Genomic DNA, 17,715 nt, shown 5'->3' with positions numbered 1-17,715 from the left:
CTAGTTGCAGATCGGCCACTCCACCCCCAAATGGAGGACCGTCGATCGGGTGACAAGGAGTGATCATGGAGAACGGCCGGGCGGAGCTCCGGCCGCTGGTGCTGCGGCACTGGCTGGCGGAGTACCTGTGCGCGGCGCGGGACGCGGCCACGATGAACCAGGCCGCGGCCGCGAAGGCGCTCGGCTGGTCGGTGAGCAAGCTCAACCGGGTCGAAACCGCCGCGGTCGGTATCCAGATGACCGACGCGAAGGCACTGCTGGACCTCTATCGCGTCACCGACCCCGATACCGTCGAACGCGTGCTCGCGATGGCGCGGCGGGCCAGGCGGCGGGATCCTTTCGCGCCCTACCGCAAGCACTTCAGCGAGCCCTACGACCTGCTCACCGCCTACGAGGCGTCGGCGTCGGAGATCTGGTCGGTGGACACCGTGGTGCTGCCCGGCCTGCTGCAGACCCGCGACTACGCGCACGCCCTGCTCTCGGTCCGGCACGCCGACGAGCCGTTCGAGGCGCTGCTGCGCGCCCGCATGGTCCGCCAGCGGCTGCTCGACGACGGCCCCAAGCTGACCTTCGTGCTCGACGAGGCCCTGCTGCGCCGCCGGATCGGCGGGGCCCAGGTGTTCCTGGAGCAGTTGGCGCAGTTGCACGAGCTGGCGAGCAGGCCGGACCTGGACGTGCTGGTGCTGCCGTTCACCTCGAGCGCGCACCTGGGCCTGTGGGAGCCGTTCATGGTCATCGAGATCCCCGGCTCACCGCTGGCCGACGACCCCAACGAGATCGTGGTCTACCGCGAGTCCGGCGACAGCGAGCACCTGCTGCGGGGCGCGGACAAGCAGATCAAGACCTACCGCGACGGCTACCGGGCGGCCGCGGCGCAGGCGCTCGGCGCGGTGGAGTCGCTGGCGCTGATCGCCGAGCTGCGCGACCGGCTGGCCGCCGAGCTCGCCAGGTGAGCACCCCCCTCCCCCACCCTGATCTCCCGGAGCACCACCATGGGCAAGCACGCCCGCAAGAAGAGACCTGAGGAGCTCCCGGACACACCGTCCGCAGTGGTGCCCGCGCGGACCCCCGCCCCGCCCGCCGCACCGGACGACAAGGTGCCCGTGCTCACCTGGTCCAGCGACACCGCGGGGCGCACCATGCGCACGCTGCGCACGTGGCTCAAGGACGACTCGGAACTGGTGCGCAAGTTCGGCACTCTGCTCTGCTACACGCTGTTCTTGGGCCTGCCGCTGTCGGTGCTCGTCGTGCTGATACTGGCGTTCACCCGGTGGAACCTGGCGTTCACGGTGACCGTGCTGGGGTCCTTAGTCGCGGTGGTCAGCGGAGGCAGGCGACTCACTGCCTTTGTGCGCGGGCGTCGCGCGATCAAGCGCGACGCCGACCGACAGCGCGACGAGGGCGCCAGTGGACAGGGCCAGCGGGAGGTTGCCGGTGGTGTGGTCGACCACCAGGGTGGCGAGGGTGGCGACCACGCCCCCGGCGACCGTCAGGACAACCTTGGGTAGCGGTCGGACAAGGCGGGCCCGGTCTCGGGAGGGCATCGTCGAGGGTCACTCCGCTCACATCGGCCCGGCTGCGTTGATCTTGATCTTGCCACAGCACCAGAGAATCTTCTGTGGCCACACCACCGCGTCGGGGGCTGAGCACGGGGCGTTACACACGACCGCGGGCCGCAGGCCATGAACAAAGGCGGTTCACCCCCGCTCACCACCGGGGAGTCACCGCGGTCGCGGATTTCTGCCACTTTCGTCGGCCCAGCGGGAATCGCGGGTCAGGTCCGGACCGCGGTCACTTCAACGGTGAGGCGCAGGACGCGGCCGGTCATGCCGGGCAGGGCGGTGACGCCGAAAGCGAACCGGTCGACCGTGGTGACCGCGCGGGCGGTGAGGGTGTTCTCGACGGCGGCGATGGAGTCGATGGTGAGGTCGACCGGTTTGGTGACCTGTTTGACGGTGAGTTCGCCGTGCAACGTGTCGGTGGCGGGGTCGAAGCGGGTGCCGGTGAAGGTGATGTCCGGGTGCGCGGCGGCGTCGAGGTAGGTGGCGGAGCGGACCTGGGTGTCGCGGGTCGGGTTGCCGCTGGCGAAACCCGCCGCGGAGACCGTCGCCGTCGCGGCGGAGTCAGCGGTGGTCTCGGCGACGGTGATGCGGCCTTCGGTGAGCGGGAAGGAGCCGGTGGCCGGGAACAGGCCGAAGACGTGCTTGGTGCGGAACCGGACCGTGGACCGGCCCGGGTCGATGGCGTAGGTCCCGGGTTGGATGTCGTGGTCGGTCATGCGGTCCCCCAGGGTGTGGCGCGAGTCGGTGCGGCCGCAGTGTAAAGCGGTGTGGGGATCGGCGCCGCACGGGCGTTTCGCGTGCGGGAACGGGGTTCGGCCGGACGTGAGAATCACTCCGTTGGTGGCGGTCGGGCCCGGGTCGGAGCCGGCAGGCTGACCGCAAGCGGGCAGGGGAGTGCCCGGAAGTGTTGCCGAGCAGGGGGTTCATGTGAAGAGGGCTGTGCTGTCCCGGGCCGTCGCGGCGGTCCTGTGCGTGGCAGCGGTGTGGTTGTCGGTGGCGACGGCGCCATCGGCGTCGGCGACGCCTGGTTGTTCGGTGTCCAACAGCAGTCCCGTGACCGGCGGGTACGCGGTCGATCTCTACTGCGACGGCTACTACCACCGCGCGGTCGCGTCTACGCTCGGCGAAGCAAACGCCGAGGCCTACGCCCTGGCGCAGTTGTCCGCCAACACCGGCAAGAAGTGCAGTAGCTCCAGCCACCGGTGGATCACCGGCGGATACGTCGTCGACCTGTACTGCGATGGCTACTACCACACCGCAGCGGCGGCAAACCTGACGCTGGCCTCCTATGAAGCTCGCGCCCTCGCAGCCTTGTCCGCCGCCACCGGTAAGAAGTGCACAGGCTCCAGCCAGCGTTCCATCTCAGGCGGATACGTGATCGACCTCTACTGCGACGGCTACTACCACACCGCGGCGGGGGACACGCTCACCGACGCCACCGCCGAGAGCCGCGCGCTCGCGCAGTTGGCCGTTAACACCGGCAAGAAGTGCACAGGCTCCAGCCAGCGTTCTATCTCAGGCGGATACGTCGTCGACCTGTACTGCGACGGCCACTACCACACGGCGGCGGCCACATACCTGACGACGGCGTCCTACGAGGCCCGCGCCCTCGCGATCTTGGGCGTCACCACCGGCAAGGAGTGCACCTACGCCAGCCAGCGGTCCGTCACGGGCGGATACGTCGTCGACCTGTACTGCGGGGGCGACTACCACTCCGCGGCGGGTACCACCCTCACCGAGGCCATGGTCGAAAGTCGCGCGCTCGCGCAACTAGCCGCCAACACCGGCAAGAGGTGCACCTATGCCAGCCATAGAGCCGTCAGTGGCGGGTACAGCGTCGACCTCTACTGCGCAGGCGTCTACCACACCGCCGTAGGGAGCACCGTGACCGACGCCTCCCGCTGGGCCCGGGCGCTGGCGTGATCAACCGGGCGCCTTCGGCCGTTCGCACCACGAGCACCGGCTTCGACCGCGCGGAAAGCGCTTTCCCACAGTGATTCTCGATTGCCTCCTCTTTAGACGGATGACTTTCTTGTTGGTGTGAAACGGTCTTAGCAGGTGAGCGAATTGGGTGGTTGGGCGGCGGTGACCGGTTCCTGGCGGTGATCATGTCCGCTAGATTGCGATCACCGCCACTGTCCACGGCGGTAGCGGAACGCCCACGCGGACACCGTCCCACCGCGACTCGGGTGACTTCGCCGGTTCCCCGACCCCGAGAGGTAGATCCGTGCACTTCCCTGCGAAGAAACACATCCCGGCCGCTCTCGGCCTCGCCGCTGTCGCGTTGCTCGCCGCGATCGCCCCGTCCGCCACCGCGACCCCCGAGGGCACGGCCGCGGTCCAGCTCACCGCGCCGCCGACGACGTCGTCCTGGCCGACCCCTCCGTGCGGCGTGACCACGACCACGACCCCCGCGACGACAACTCCCACGACGATCACCTACACCGGCGCGCCGTCCACCCCCGGCCCGGCGGCGGCGCCGCTGACCACCTACCCGCCCAGCTCCCCGACCTTCCCCGCGCCCACCCCGCGCCCGGGGGTGAACTTCGCCCTGGAGGGCTGGGCCCTGGCGTCGTCGGTGTACCCGGGGTACGTCACCGACCGGGTCAAGGACAACGACCTCAGCACCGCGATCGGCTGCGCGCACAGCTGGACCAACGACTCGGGTCGGTCACTGACCAGCACCCCTGAGTGGATCCAGGTCCGCTGGGCGCTGCCGCAACTGGTCAGCCGAGTCGTCGTCTACACCAGCGATGGGCTCCAACTGCGCGACTTCGACATCCAGGTGCTCAGCCCCAACGAGCAGTGGTGGGACACGGTCGCCACGGTCAACTACAACACGCAGAGCAAGGTCACCGCGTGGTTCCCCAACCGGGCCACCCGGGGCGTGAAGATCCTCGCCAAGGTGGGCCCGTCGCACCAGCCGAACAACGCGCGGGTGAACGAGATCCAGGCCTTCCTCTACTGATGCCCTTGGACCCGGGTGGGCTCCGCCCCACCCGGGTCTCCACCGGTGGCGGCAATCCACGCCCGCAACGCCCGCAACCGACCCCGCGCGGCAGCCGAGAACCCACCACGGTCGATCGCCTCGACGAGCGCCGCGTCCACAGTGGACCGATGGCCGGTTCTGATCAACCGATCCGCCGCGGTGATGCCCAGACCGGTCTGATAGCCGTGGTGCACGGCGACGTCGGTCAGCAACTGCACCACGTGGGGTAGTAGTCCGAACTCGGCCACCTTCTCGGCGACAGCCACCCTGAGGGAGGCGGGAAGATCTCGTTTGAGCACCTCGGTCACGAGGTCGTCGGCACCGCGCACACCGTATGTCCGCAACCAGGTCTCGACCACGGTGACCAGGCAGTCGTCTTCGGTGTTCAACGCGCGGGTGAGTGCTCTGCCCAAGACGGGTTCGGCCTCGTCGTGTCGACCAGCTTCGTGCAGACCACTCGCCAACCTCAGCAGTTCGACGCAGGAACAGCTGTCGACGCTGCTGAGTGCGGCATCGAGCAGTCGCGCCCGTAGTTGTGTTTGCGCTTCCAGTCTGAAGTTCCCGTAGATGTCCAAGAGAACGCTTGGCCCTTGATCGCCTGCGATGACCTGTTCGATCAGATTCGTTGCCGCCGAGGTCAACTCTGCCCCGAACAGCAGCGGTGCCAATTTCGCAGCGAACTCGAGTGGCCTGCCCTCGACATAGGCGAGCAACGCCACCGGATCGGCCCCATCGCTGAATCTCATCAGCACTTGGGCGGCCCACCAGAACTCGAAAGCCGTCAGCGCGGGGGAAGCGAGTATCCCGCGTGAGAGCGAACAAGCCGCCTCGGCATGCCCACTCATGGCAAGACCGTCCGCGAGGAAACCGTTGAGCCGGTTGTCCGCCGAGGACACCTCCGCGATGAGGTCTTCCGGCGCGATCCCAGCGCCCAAGACAACTGACACCGCTCGCCCGATCGCGGAGTACGAAGCCACTGGGTCGGTCAGACAGGCTTTCGCCAGCGCGGCAGCATCGGGCCCGCTGTGCTCGAGCACCGCTTCGGCGCAGCCGAGCCGGTGGTCAGTGGACCTGGTGGAGGCCGCCGCGACCACGACGGGCACCGCACTGGCACCCTCGGCCGCGAGGAGTGCTTTCACCGCCTCGGTGAACTCGCCCGGCCCACTGTCCACGGCCAACGACATGCGCGCCGCCCACGCGGAATCCTCGCGTAATCCCACGCGGCCGAGCAGTTCGGCGATGCCCGACCAACTGTGGGTGCCACCGGCGGTGACCAGGGCTGCCCAGGAGTCGCGGATCCGCAACGCGACCGGCATGGCCGAGTTCCGGGCGGGCACGACGTCCGGGTCGGACCTCGTGCGCGGATCAGCCCGGATCGCCGCGACGAGCTTCTCCGCGAGGGTGGCGGCGGCGTCCATTCGCTTGTCGCTCACAAGCCAGGCGACGTAAGCGAAAGTGATCGCGTAGTCCGGCTCGGCATCTTGGGCGAGTCGCGCGACGAGCCGCTCGATGCGGGTGCCGCTGTCGGCGTCGAGCACCTCCAGCCCGTCGGAGATGTGCATCAGCACGTCCGGCTCGGCCGCGGCCGCTTGCTCTTCGAGCCACGACAGGGCGGCCGTGCTGTCGTCGAGCAGCCCGGTCACGATCGCCGCCTCCACCCGGGTGTGCGGCGGGAGGTCGGCGTTGTCGCGCACGCGGTACAACCGTTCCAGGACAACGCCTTGGTGCGCGCCGATGACTAGCAGCACCTCGCACACATCGCCCATCCGTTGCTGCGGGTCGCTCTCGAGCCCGGCCAGCAGGAGCACATCGATCAAGCGATCGATGATCTCCGTGGCGATCCCGAGCTCGACCGGGAGGTCGCCGGTGAGGAGTCGGCCCGCCAGCAGGACGTGGTCGGTCCCCTTGTCCAGCAGTTTGCGCAGCACCCGGGTGATCTCGTTGCCCCGACTCCCCCACAGCACGAACAGGAACAGCGCGTAGTCCTGTTTGGACGGCAGCAGTCCGCGCTCGATCCAGTCGTCCATGGCGGTGAACTCGGGGTCGATGGCGCGGGCGTGGCTGCGGGCCGCGATGAACTCCGCGAAAGACTGGTGGGAGAAGCGAAGCGTGTCCTCGGTGCGGACGAACACCCCGCTGCTCGCCAGCACAGCGCGCATGTCCTCCTCCCACCCCCCGGGCGGCCGGGCGACAACGTCCTGGTTGGCGAGCACCCAGTCGCGCGCCGCGTCCCACAGCGGCGTGTCCGTGTCCAGCCTGACCACGGCCAGGGCCTCGATGAGCTCCACCCGGTGGTCGTCCATCCAGATGGCGAGGGTCAGCCGGTACGGGGTGTTCTCCAGGGTGCGGCGCAGTTCGTCGCGGGTGCGGCGACCACTGGTCTCGTCGGTGAGCAGGTAATCCATGAAGCGCTGGTAGAGGCTGGCTGTGCTCCGGGGCAGCTCGCGCTGGGGTTCGAGGGTGTGCGCGATGGCGGTGATGGTGGCCAGCAGCGGGTTGCGCACCAGCTCGCGCAGCCTGCCGTCGCTGACCTGGCGGACGAAGGCGTCCGCGCGCTCCCGGGCGGTCAGCGCGTTCTGGGCGCGGAACCAGGCGGTGGCGAACTCGGCGAGTTCCAGGGCGCCGAACGGCTGGATGGTGTACGCGTCCGCGCCGACCTGGTCGAAGGGGGCCATTTCGGCGTCGGGCAGCGGGCGGGTGGTGACCACGACGCGGTAGTGGTCGGAGCGGCGCATCCGGGCGGTGATGGCGCGGATGACCTGTTCGCGGGTGGCGCGGTCGGCGATCTCGTCGAGGCCGTCGATGAACACCAGCCAGCGGGCGCCGAAGGCCCGGCCCGCGAACAGCGCCGGGTCCGGTGCGCTGGTGAGCAGCCGCCCGACGGCGTCCTGCACGCCCGCGGCGAGCAGTTCGCTCCACGACCGGTCCTCAGCGAGGGCGCGGGCCGGGACGCGCAGCGGCAGCACCGGCTCGCTGAGCGGCGGCTGCGCGCCGTCCACGCCGAGCCAGAAGTCGCAGATCTGCTGGACGTACATGTGGCCGAGGGTCGACTTGCCCGCGCCGGGTTCGCCCATGATCACCAGGTGGCCGCCGCGGTCGAGGGCCTCGCCCGCCGACACGGGCCGTTCGGTCCCCTCGCCCGAGGCGGCGGTCGGGAAGGCGCGGCCCGCGGTCTCCAGGTCGTCGTGCACCCGGATGCGCTGCTGGACGTACACCTTCGCCAACTCCGGGCGCCGGACGCCGAGCAGCCGGTACGGCAGGGTGTCGACGGCCTCGCGCTGGGCCTCGAGCAGGTCGACCAGGGCGGGGGTGATCTCGGGCAGCGGGTCCCAGCCGCGCAGCGGCGGGTGCTCGACCGCTTCGGCGCCGACGACCACCTTGTCGATGCGGCCCGCCTGCACGACCGGACCGGTGAAGTGGCCGCCGGTGATCTCGTTGTGCGCCATGAAGCCCCCCACGTGGCCGGGAGGGCACCTTATCGAACCCGCGGACCAGTAGCGGGTGTCACATCGAACTTAGGTAAGCCTTGCCTTAGCCTTGGACGTATCCGTGTCGCTGGAGGTTGGGAGTCGTTGGTGAGTCGTCCGCTGCGCATCGCTGTGGTCGGTGCGGGTCCCGCCGGGATCTACACCGTCGACGCGCTCATCAAGTCCGGCGCGCACGTCAGCGTGGACATCTTCGAGCGGATGCCCGCGCCGTTCGGCCTGATCCGCTACGGCGTGGCGCCCGACCACCCGCGGATCAAGGGCATCGTGGACGCGCTGCACCGGGTGCTGGAGAAGCCGGGGGTGCGGCTGTTCGGCAACGTCGACTACGGCGGCGACCTGAAGCTCGACGAGCTGCGCCAGTTCTACGACGCCGTGGTGTTCGCCACGGGGGCGGTGGCCGACCGGCCGCTGGGGGTACCGGGGGTGGGGTTGGCCGGGAGCTTCGGCGCGGCCGACTTCGTGTCCTGGTACGACGGGCACCCGGATGTCCCGCGCACCTGGCCGCTGACCGCCCGGTCGGTCGCCGTCCTGGGGGCGGGCAACGTGGCGCTGGACGTGGCCAGGGTGCTGGCGAAGTCCGCCGAGGAGATGCTGGTCACCGAGATCCCGGACAACGTGCACGCCGGGCTGGCGGCCAGCGCGGTCACCGACGTGCACGTGTTCGGCAGGCGCGGACCGGCGCAGGCCAAGTTCACCCCGCTGGAACTGCGCGAGCTGGACCACTCGCCGACCGTCGAGGTGGTCGTCGACCCCGAGGACATCGAGTTCGACGAGGGCTCGATGGCCGCGATCCGGGCGTCCAAGCAGGTGGACATGGTGGTGAAGACGCTGCAGGAGTGGGCGATCCGCGATGTCGGGACCCGGCCGCGCAGGCTGCACCTGCACTTCTTCCACGCCCCGGCCGCGATCCTGGGCGCCGACGGCAAGGTCACCGGTCTGCGCACGGAGCGCACCGAGCTCACCGGCGACGGCACCGTGCGCGGCACCGGGGTCTTCCACGACTGGGACGTGCAGGCGGTGTACCGGGCGGTGGGCTACCTGTCCTCGCACCTGGCGGACCTGCCGTTCGACCACGTGTCCGGCACCGTCCCGCACAACCAGGGCCGGGTCCTGGACCTCGACGACGACCTGGTGCCCGGCGCCTACGTGTCCGGCTGGATCAAGCGCGGCCCGATCGGCCTGATCGGGCACACCAAGGGCTGCTCGTCGGAGACCGTGGCGTCGCTGCTGGCCGACGCCCCGACGCTGCGCCCGGCGCAGCACCCGGACCCGCGCGCGGTCGTGGCCTTCCTCAACGAGCGCGGCATCGAGTTCACCACGTGGCAGGGCTGGAAGAACCTCGACGCCTACGAGCGGGCACTGGGCGCGCCGCACGGCCGCGAGCGCATCAAGGTCGTGGACCGCTCGGAGATGCTGCGGGCCTCGCACCAGGCTTGACCGGTTCGGTGGCCCCGCCCGCGCATCGGCGGGGCCACCGATCACCAGCTATTGGCCGGAGAGCCCGGTTTCCGCCACGCCGCGCACCAGGTAGCGCTGGAGGACGGCGAAGACCAGCACGACCGGCAGCAGGGACACCGCCGCCGCGGCGAACAGCAGCGGGATCCGCGGGTTCTGGGCGGTGAGCAGGCTCGACAGCGTGACCTGCACGGTCCACGTCGACGAGTCCTGCGCGATGACCAGCGGCCACAGGAACTGGTTCCAACTGCCGATGAAGTCGATCACGGCGATCGCGGCGAGCAGACCGGTCGAGTTCGGCACGACCACCCGCCAGTAGACGCCCCACCGGGAGAGCCCGTCGAGCCGGCCCGCCTCCTCCAGCGGCACCGGGAAGTCCAGGAAGTACTGGCGGAACAGGAAGACATTCACGGCGCTGAACAGCCCGGGGACTACCAGTCCGCGCAGGTCCGACAGCCAGCCCAGGCTCGACACGACGACGAAGGTCGGCACGAAGGTGACCGCGGCGGGCACCATCAGCGTGGCGACGACCGCGTAGAGGACCTTCGGCGCGTGCCGGTACGGGATCCGTGCGAGCCCGTAGCCCGCGAGCGAGCACAGCACCACCTGACCCGCGGTCTGGGCCACCGCGACCACCGTCGAGTTCAGCAGGCTGCGCACGAACGGGACGTCCCGGTCGTCGAACACGTCCCCCAGTGCCGACCAGCCCTCGCGGACCAGCACGGCGAACGGCAACAGGAATAGCACCGCGGTCACCACAACGGCCGTCCACCGCGCGAGCGAGCGCATCAGTCCGCCCTCCGCAGCACACGACCGGACAGCAGTGTCACCAGCGCGATCACCAGGGCGAGCACGACCGCCCCCGCGCTCCCCCGCCCCAGGTCTTGGCCGCCGGGGCCGAGCGAGGTGTAGTACAGGTACACCAGGGGCGGCCGGGCGAACGGCGGGTAGCCGCGCGAGTCGCCGAGGATGTTGTAGAACTCGTCGAAGGCCTGGTAGGCGTTGATCAGGTTCAGCGTGAGCACGGCGATCAGCGCGCCGCGCAGGCCGGGCAGGGTGATGTGCCGGAACGTCTGCCACCCCGGCGCGGCGCCGTCGATCCAGGCGGCCTCGTACAAGTGCGCGGGGATCCGTTGCAGCGCGGCGAGGAACAGGATCACGTAGAAGCCCAGCTGCAGCCACAGCCGGGCGGTGATCAGGACGACCCAATACAGCGGTGGATCCACGGTTCCGGTCCAGGCCAGCGGTTCGGCACCGAACCAGCCGAACACGGTGTTCGCGATCCCACTGTCCACACCGGAGAACAGCGACATCTTCCACACGAGCGAGGCGACCACGTAGGAGCACGCGAACGGCAGGAAGTACACCGACCGGAAGAACGCCCGCGCGACCCGGATCTGGTTGACCAGCAACGCGAGCGCCAGCGACAGGACGACGGTGGTGGGGATGATGAACGCGGCGAACACGGTGAACGTGCCGATGCTGTCGAGGAAGGCGCGGTCGGTGAGCACGTCGACGTAGTTGGCCAACCCGACGAACTCCGTTGGCGTCACCGTGTTGCGCGCGTCGAAGACGCTGAGGTAGCCGCTCCAGGCGATCGGCAGGTAGGTGAAAGCCAGCAGCCCGAAGGCGAACGGCCCGACGAACAGCCAGAACGTGAGCGCGGTGCGGCGGGTGGTCACCGGTCCAACCGCGCGATCTCGTCCCGGGCCACCTCCAGCGCCGCGCGCAACTCCCCCACCGGTTCCGCACCTTGCCTGGCGATCCGCGACACCGCGTCCGACAGCGCGGTGTTGGCGCGCGCGGACCAGCGGGCCGGACTGGCGATCCGGCCACCGCGGGTGACGAACTCGACGATTTGCTTGCCCGGCCCGTCGCGCAGCGGCCCCGCCTGAGCGGCCAGACTCGTGCGGGCGGGCAGGTGCGCACCGAAGGCGGTGGCGAACTCGGTCTGGTAGTCGGTCTTCTCCACCCACAGCCACTTGACGTACGCCTTCGCGGCGGCCACATCCGCACTACGGGCGTTGACCATCGCGCTGTAGGCGCCCACCGGCACCGACTCCGCTCCCGAGGCGTCCAGGCGCGGGAACGGGAGCACGCCCACGTCGTCCCCGTGCGCGGCGAGGATCTTCGGCAGGTTCCACAGCCCGGTCCACTGCATCGCGGCAAGACCGTCGACGAACGCGCCGGGGTCGGACCAGTCCGCGGGCGCGCCGAGCAGCAGGGACGGGTTGAGCTCGCGTAGCTTTCCGAACACGGTGGCCGCGCGCGGATCGTCGAACCCGGGCGCCTTGCCGTCCTGGGACAGGAAGTCCAGGCCAGCTGACCACAGCAGCGGCGCCGTGAGCACGCCGACACCACCATCGTTGCCCGCGAACAGGCCTTTCACGCCGCCTGCGGTCAACCGCTTGGCGGCATCGACCAACTCGTCCACCGAGCGGGGCGGGGTGACGCCCGCCTTCTCCAGCAGGCTCCGCCGGTAGTAGAGGACCTGGGTGTCGATGGCCTGCGGTATGCCGTAGAGGTGGCCGTCCACGGTCTGGGACTCCAGCAAGGCGCGCACGAAGTCGTCGCGGGTGTCGCCCAGCACGTCGTCGAGCGGCACGACCTGCTTCTGCCGCACCCAGTCGACCTTGACCTGGGCCTCGAAGACGTCCGGGACCGCGCTGGTCTGCAGCGCCGTGACGATCTTGGAGTCGTAATCACCGGGGTTCCACTGCACCTCGACCTTCGCGCCCGGGTAGGCAGCCGCGTATCGCCGCACGGCGTCCTGGACGCCGTCCTCCCCGTACGCGTGGTACCAGTGCCGCAGCGTGCCGTCGGTGGACCCACCACGGCCGGTGTTGGACCCGCACGCGGCGAGCCCCAACAACCCCGCGACGACAAAGAACGACCGGCGACCGACCTCAACACCCATGCCACCCTCCCCAGATCTCGACCTGAGGGGGATTGTCGAACCCCGGTGATCATCTGTCGACTTTTCCCACCAGGAGGACCCCCGAGGTCCCTCCCAGCGGGAAATGTGCCTAGCCCACTAGCCCTGCGCGGACACCTCGGGCGCGGCGGACTCGGTGGTGGCCTCAGCGGCCTCCGGGGCGGGATCGGGCGCCAGGTCGGCCTGCAGATCGATGAGACGGGTACGACGCGGGTTGGCTACACCAGTGAAAGACATGTCCCTGATGTACCAAGTGCGCCCCGGGACCCAAACGTTGACCCCGGTCACTTTTGATCTTGGTCACTCACCTGGGCAGGCGCGATCCCCACCCGTCCCCGCCATCGCGGCTGGTCCGAGGCGCCGCGACCGGCAGGAGGAGGAACAGCACCGAACCGACCATGGCGCAGATCACCAGCAGCGGGAGTCCCAGCAGCAGCCCGATCGGCGCCAGCAACGCCGTCGCGGCCGCGAACCCGCGCCCACCGCGGATGCTGGGAACACCGCGCCACACCCGCGGCGCGGCTCGCCGGAACTTGAGGACGATGTCCGGGTCGTCCTGACCCAGGCGTTGCTCGATAGCGGCCAACTGGCGCTGTTCGTGAGCGCTCAACCCCCGAGTACCCATGGTCTCCACCACCCTCACCGGACCGGCTTATGCAGCAGAGATGCCCCGGGTCACGACCGGTGAAACGCCCCGTTGATCTGTTCACCCGCTCCGGAGCACCCGTCGCAGCGGATCTTCGAAGTCGGCGCGGGTGGGGCGGGCCGGGGACACCAGCGCTTGGAAGAGCAAGCCGTCGAACATCGCTGTCATGGCGGTCGCGGTGGGGCGGTCCATGTGCGCGCGGAAGACCTCGGTGAGCATCGCGTCCCACGACGTGCTCGCGGCGCGCAGACCGGGGCGGCGCAGCGCGGCGCTGTAGAGCTCGTAGGCCGAGACGCTGGTCGCGCGGTGGCGGGTCGCGAGGGTGACCAGGAACTCGGCGAGCTCGACCGGGAGGTCGGCCCCGGGGGTGAGCGAGTCGGCCCAGCGGCGCAGCCTGCCGACGTTGCGCTCGGCCACCGCCCGCACCGCGGCCTCGAGCAGCTCGTCGAGGTCGGCGAAGTAGTAGGTGGTGGACCCCAGCGGCACCCGCGCCCTGGCCGCGGCGGCGCGGTGGGTCAGGGCGGCCAGCCCGGACTCGGCGATGACCTCGACCGCCGCCTCGACGATCCTGGCCCGGCGCAGCGGGTCGCGCCTGCGCGGCGCTGCCATGAGAACTCCTTCCGCGCAAGGGCTTCCCGGCGGACTGTCCACCCTGCGGAACGCGCCGGGACGCCGAGTGTACTTCTGTACATTCCGCACCGAGATCGAGATCCCCACCGAAACCAGGAGTTCCCATGGCCGAAACCCGTTCAGCGGCCCGCCCGCTGTCCGGAACCCACGCCGTGCTGGTGCGGCTGGCCGCGGTCGCCGTGCTGCTCGCGATCTGGGAATTGTTGGTACTGGCCGAGTTCTGGCCACCGGCGATCCTGCCCGGCCCGGCCAAGGTCTGGGAGCAGCTGCTGGCCACCTCCGACGCGGGCAACGGCCAGGGCGGGTACGCGGGGTCCACTTTGGTCGAACGGCTCGGGGTCAGCCTGCGCCGGGTCGGCTACGGGTCGGCCTACGGCGTGCTGATCGGGATCGGCCTGGGGCTGGTGATGGGGCTCGTGCCGGTGGTGCGGGCGATCACCGAACCGTTCGTCACGTTCCTGCGCGCGCTGCCGCCACTGGCCTACCTCAGCCTGCTGGTCATCTGGTTCGGCATCGACGAGGAACCGAAGGTGTACCTGCTGATGGTCGCCGCCTTCCCACCGGTCGCGGTGGCCACGGCGGCGGCGGTCACCGGGGTGAACAAGCAGTACGTGGAGGCGGCGCACGCCCTCGGCGCCAACCGCGCCAGGGTCGTCACCACCGTGGTGCTGCCCGCGTCCGCACCGGAAATCCTCACCGGGGTGCGACTCGCGGTGGGCATCGCCTACAGCTCGGTGGTCGCCGCCGAGACCGTCAACGGCGCGGACGGCATCGGGGGCATGGTCCTCAACGCCCAGCGCTACAACCAGACCTCGGTGGTCCTGCTCGGGCTCGTCGTCATCGGCGTCACCGGGCTGCTCATCGACTCCGCCATCCTCGCGCTGCAGCGCTCGCTGTCACCGTGGCGAGGACTGGCATGACCACCACAGGAGAACCCATGTCCGTCACCCGTCGATCCGTCTTGTCGCTGTTCGCCGCGGCGCCGCTGCTGGCCGCGTGCGGCGTCGGCGGCTCGTCGTCGGGGTCGGGATCGGGCGAGCGCAAGAAGGTCCGGATCGCCTACCAGAGCTTCGCCGACAGCACCCTGCTGGTGAAGGACCAGCGCACGCTGGAGAAGGCGCTGCCCGGGCACGACATCACCTGGACCTCGTTCGACTCCGGCGCCAGCATCAACACCGCGTTCCTCGGCGGCGCGATCGACCTCGCGGTGATCGGCAGCAGCCCGGCCGCCGCCGCGCTGTGCCCGCCGCTGAGCATCCCGTACCAGGTGATCGAACTGCTCAACGTGATCGGCGACAGCGAGGCCCTCGTGGTGCGCAACGCCAGCGGTATCACCGACATCAAGGGGTTGGTCGGCCGCAAGGTCGCCGCGCCGTTCAGCTCCACCGCGCACTACAGCCTGCTCGCCGCGCTGCAGCAGGCCGGGGTGGACCCGGCGTCGGTGACGCTGGTCGACCTGGAGCCGCAGAACATCCAGGCCGCGTGGCAGCGCGGCGACATCGACGGCGCCTACGTGTGGACGCCCGCGCTGAGCGTGCTGCAGAAGGACGGCAAGACGCTGACCGACAGCGCGAAGCTGGCCGCGGCGGGCAAGCCGACGCTGACGTTCACCGTGGCGCGCAAAGAGTTCATCGACGGCAACGCCGAGGTGGTCGACAAGTGGCTGGCGGCGACCGACGCCGCGATCAAGCAGATCAAGTCCGACCCGAAGCCAGTCGCCGAGGCGGTCGCCCGCCAGATCGGGGCCAGCGTCGAGGACGCGCTCTCGCAGCTGAAGCAGAACATCTACCTCGACCACGCCGAGCAGCGCACACCGGAGTACTTCGGCACCCCGGAGGCGCCCGGCAAGCTGGCCGACCAACTGCTCTCGGCGGCGCAGTTCCTCAAGGAGCAGAAGAAGGTCGACACGGTCCCGGACCTGGCGACCTTCCGCGCCGCGCTGCGGGTGCCCCGTGGGTGAGGCGCTGGCCGAACTGGTCGGCGTCGAGCACAGCTACCGCACCAAAGGCGGTTCCGTCCCGGCGCTCGGGCCGCTGGACCTGCGGGTCGAGGCGGGCGAGTTCGTCGTGGTGGTCGGGCCGTCGGGGTCGGGCAAGAGCACGTTCCTGCGGGTGGTGTCCGGGTTCGAGCACCCGACCAGCGGCACGGTCCGACTCCTGGGCAGGCCCCCGGTCCCCGGTCGCGACATCGGCGTGGTGTTCCAGCAACCCCGGCTGTTCCCGTGGCAGACCGTGGGCGACAACATCGGCACCGCGTTGCGCTGGGCCGGTGTCCCCCGCGCCGACCGTCCACAGCGGATCGTCGAGCTGCTCACCCAGGTCGGGCTCGGCTCACTAGGTCCCCGGCGGACCTGGGAGATCTCCGGCGGGCAGCAGCAGCGGGTCGCGATCGCGCGAGCTCTGGCGGCGCAACCCCGGTTGTTGCTGATGGACGAGCCGTTCGCGGCGCTGGACGCGATGACCCGGGAACGGCTGCAGGAGGACGTGCGGACGCTGACCGACGAGGGCTCACGCGGGGTCGTGTTCGTGACCCACAGCGTGGACGAGGCCGTGTTCCTGGCCAGCCGGATCGTCGTGCTCACCGACCGGCCCGGCCGGATCGCGCTCGACCTCCCGGTGCCACTGCCCCGCTCGGGTATCACGGCCGATGAACTGCGCGGCTCGGCCGAGTACGCCGCCCTGCGCGGCGAGGTGGCCACCGCCGTCCGTTCCGTCGCGGTCTGAGGAGACGCAGATGACGACATCGCTCCCGCCAGTAGTCCTGGACCGGCTGACCCCGGCCCTGGGCGCCCGGGTGGACGGCATCGACCTCAACGAGGTGCGCACCAGGGAGGACGGCGCGCTGCTGCGAGCCGCGCTGGCCGAACACAAGGTCCTCGTGTTCCCCGGCCAGTCCCTCACCCCAACCGCGCACCGCGACTTCGCGGCCGCGCTGGGCGAGATCACTCCGGCGCACCCCATCGTGCCGGGCTTGGACGCGGACCACCCCGAGATCTACGTCCTCGACAGCAGGGACGGCGGCAAATCACCCGTCTGGCACACCGACGTCACGTTCATGCCGCGTCCACCGCTGGGATCGGTGTTGCGCGCCGTTTCGTTGCCTCCCAACGGGGGTGACACGTTGTGGACCGATCTGGAGGCCGCTTATCGGTCGTTGTCGCCGGTGTTGCGAGAGTTGGCTGACAAGTTGACTGCGCTTCACGATGGTCGGGCGGACTTTGAGTCGTACTTGCGGGATCGGCTTGGTGGGGAGGGGAGCACTTGGGAGGGAGAGCGGGTTCGGTCGCTGGAGCCGGTGGTCCATCCGGTGGTGCGGGTACATCCGGAAACGGGGCGGCGGAGTCTGTTCGTGAACCCGGGGTTCACCACGCGGTTGCTGGAGGTCAGTGAGTCGGAGAGCCGGTCGTTGTTGGGGATCTTTTTCGCTGCGATTGGTCGGCCGGAGTTCACTGTTCGCCATCGGTGGGCGGATGGGGATGTGGTGGTGTGGGACAACCGGAGTACGGCGCATTATGCGGTGGATGATTATGGGGATGTGGAGCGGGTGATGCATCGGGTTACGTTGCGGGGGGATGTGCCGGTGGGGGTGTGAGGGGTTGCTGGAGTGTGGGCCTTCGGGTCGGCCTCGTCGCCTGGCGGCGACCTCGGCCACCGGATCGGACGCCTCGTTGCCTGGCGGCAACATCGGGCCCGATCCGCGACAATGCGAAAAGCTCGATGGGGTGGACCTGTTTTGCGCGGGGCCCCTACGACACCCGTGGCAGGACCGCAAAGCAGGGGCCCAAAAGCAGGCCCTGCCGCTGAACGACGCTACGGGTGCCGTCCCCCCACACAAAACAGATCCACCCCATCGAGCACCTGGCACCAGCGACTCCGACTGTCCACGCGCTGAGAAAGTGGGCTGAGGCGGACCTGACGGCAGCTGGGTTGGCACCGTCGGGTCCGAGTGTCCACGAGCCGATGAAGTGGGCTGGGCCCGGCCTGACGGCAGTCGGGATGACACCGCTGCGT

General features: G+C 69.9%; 17 protein-coding genes. 9 read left to right on the top strand and 8 right to left on the bottom strand.

Annotated features, from left to right (window positions below; translation table 11 throughout):
• Positions 1–65 precede the first annotated feature (65 nt).
• Complete coding sequence (locus tag LV75_RS12165) at positions 66–953, top strand: DUF5753 domain-containing protein (protein ID WP_253886957.1); 888 nt, start codon at positions 66–68, stop codon at positions 951–953.
• Positions 954–992: 39 nt separating this feature from the next.
• Entirely contained in the window at positions 993–1,508 is a 516-nt protein-coding gene (locus LV75_RS12160) for a hypothetical protein (protein WP_253886956.1), read from the top strand.
• Between the two features lie 266 nt (positions 1,509–1,774).
• Here the strand turns inward: LV75_RS12160 and LV75_RS12155 are convergent, their stop codons facing one another.
• Positions 1,775–2,278 carry a YceI family protein gene (locus tag LV75_RS12155; RefSeq protein ID WP_253886955.1) on the bottom strand — a complete coding sequence of 168 codons (504 nt, stop codon included), beginning with the start codon at positions 2,276–2,278 and terminating at the stop codon, positions 1,775–1,777.
• Between the two features lie 211 nt (positions 2,279–2,489).
• Between LV75_RS12155 and LV75_RS12150 the strand changes: the two genes are divergently transcribed.
• Positions 2,490–3,485, top strand: a complete 996-nt coding sequence (locus tag LV75_RS12150; RefSeq protein ID WP_253886954.1) for a hypothetical protein — start codon at positions 2,490–2,492, stop codon at positions 3,483–3,485.
• A gap of 304 nt (positions 3,486–3,789) precedes the next feature.
• Positions 3,790–4,530 (top strand): galactose-binding domain-containing protein, encoded by a 741-nt coding sequence (locus tag LV75_RS12145; RefSeq protein WP_253886953.1) that lies wholly within the window; start codon positions 3,790–3,792, stop codon positions 4,528–4,530.
• Here LV75_RS12145 and LV75_RS12140 read toward each other — a convergent pair.
• The gene (locus tag LV75_RS12140) at positions 4,524–7,997 is read right to left on the bottom strand and encodes an NACHT domain-containing protein (protein WP_253886952.1); all 3,474 of its coding nucleotides are present in this window, start codon (positions 7,995–7,997) and stop codon (positions 4,524–4,526) included. The two genes, LV75_RS12145 and LV75_RS12140, sit on opposite strands and share 7 nt — an antisense overlap.
• Before the next feature lie 129 nt (positions 7,998–8,126).
• Here LV75_RS12140 and LV75_RS12135 point away from each other — a divergent pair, with 129 nt between their 5' ends.
• Entirely contained in the window at positions 8,127–9,476 is a 1,350-nt protein-coding gene (locus tag LV75_RS12135; protein ID WP_253886951.1) for an FAD-dependent oxidoreductase, read from the top strand.
• A gap of 48 nt (positions 9,477–9,524) precedes the next feature.
• Here LV75_RS12135 and LV75_RS12130 read toward each other — a convergent pair whose 3' ends face one another.
• From LV75_RS12130 to LV75_RS12105, 6 genes are all read right to left on the bottom strand, one after another.
• Complete coding sequence (locus LV75_RS12130; RefSeq protein ID WP_253886950.1) at positions 9,525–10,283, bottom strand: carbohydrate ABC transporter permease; 759 nt, start codon at positions 10,281–10,283, stop codon at positions 9,525–9,527.
• Positions 10,283–11,176, bottom strand: a complete 894-nt coding sequence (locus LV75_RS12125; protein ID WP_253886949.1) for a carbohydrate ABC transporter permease — start codon at positions 11,174–11,176, stop codon at positions 10,283–10,285. The genes LV75_RS12130 and LV75_RS12125 overlap by 1 nt, the downstream gene beginning before the upstream one ends.
• Positions 11,173–12,411, bottom strand: a complete 1,239-nt coding sequence (locus LV75_RS12120; protein WP_253886948.1) for an ABC transporter substrate-binding protein — start codon at positions 12,409–12,411, stop codon at positions 11,173–11,175. Before LV75_RS12120 ends, LV75_RS12125 begins: the two co-directional genes overlap by 4 nt.
• A gap of 117 nt (positions 12,412–12,528) precedes the next feature.
• Positions 12,529–12,666: a hypothetical protein gene (locus tag LV75_RS12115; protein WP_253886947.1), complete on the bottom strand. Its 138-nt coding sequence runs from the start codon at positions 12,664–12,666 to the stop codon at positions 12,529–12,531.
• A gap of 67 nt (positions 12,667–12,733) precedes the next feature.
• A complete protein-coding gene (locus tag LV75_RS12110; RefSeq protein ID WP_253886946.1) occupies positions 12,734–13,054 on the bottom strand; it encodes a DUF3040 domain-containing protein in 321 nt (106 codons plus the stop codon).
• 81 nt (positions 13,055–13,135) lie between these two features.
• On the bottom strand, positions 13,136–13,684 hold the full coding sequence (locus tag LV75_RS12105; protein ID WP_253886945.1) for a TetR/AcrR family transcriptional regulator: 549 nt from the start codon (positions 13,682–13,684) through the stop codon (positions 13,136–13,138).
• A gap of 125 nt (positions 13,685–13,809) precedes the next feature.
• Here LV75_RS12105 and LV75_RS12100 point away from each other — a divergent pair, with 125 nt between their 5' ends.
• From LV75_RS12100 to LV75_RS12085, 4 genes are read left to right on the top strand one after another with little or no spacing between them, the layout of a single operon-like run.
• Positions 13,810–14,625 carry an ABC transporter permease gene (locus tag LV75_RS12100; RefSeq protein ID WP_253886944.1) on the top strand — a complete coding sequence of 272 codons (816 nt, stop codon included), beginning with the start codon at positions 13,810–13,812 and terminating at the stop codon, positions 14,623–14,625.
• A gap of 17 nt (positions 14,626–14,642) precedes the next feature.
• Positions 14,643–15,665 (top strand): taurine ABC transporter substrate-binding protein, encoded by a 1,023-nt coding sequence (locus tag LV75_RS12095; RefSeq protein ID WP_253886943.1) that lies wholly within the window; start codon positions 14,643–14,645, stop codon positions 15,663–15,665.
• A complete protein-coding gene (locus tag LV75_RS12090; protein WP_253886942.1) occupies positions 15,658–16,428 on the top strand; it encodes an ABC transporter ATP-binding protein in 771 nt (256 codons plus the stop codon). Before LV75_RS12095 ends, LV75_RS12090 begins: the two co-directional genes overlap by 8 nt.
• A 10-nt stretch (positions 16,429–16,438) precedes the next feature.
• Positions 16,439–17,296, top strand: coding sequence for a TauD/TfdA dioxygenase family protein (locus LV75_RS12085; protein ID WP_301319097.1), 858 nt, complete (start codon positions 16,439–16,441; stop codon positions 17,294–17,296).
• The last annotated feature ends 419 nt before the right edge of the window (positions 17,297–17,715 follow it).

This window comes from Actinokineospora diospyrosa, from assembly GCF_024171925.1.
GTDB classification, from domain to species: Bacteria; Actinomycetota; Actinomycetes; order Mycobacteriales; family Pseudonocardiaceae; genus Actinokineospora; species Actinokineospora diospyrosa.
This window is presented reverse-complemented; position numbering and strand designations above follow the sequence as displayed.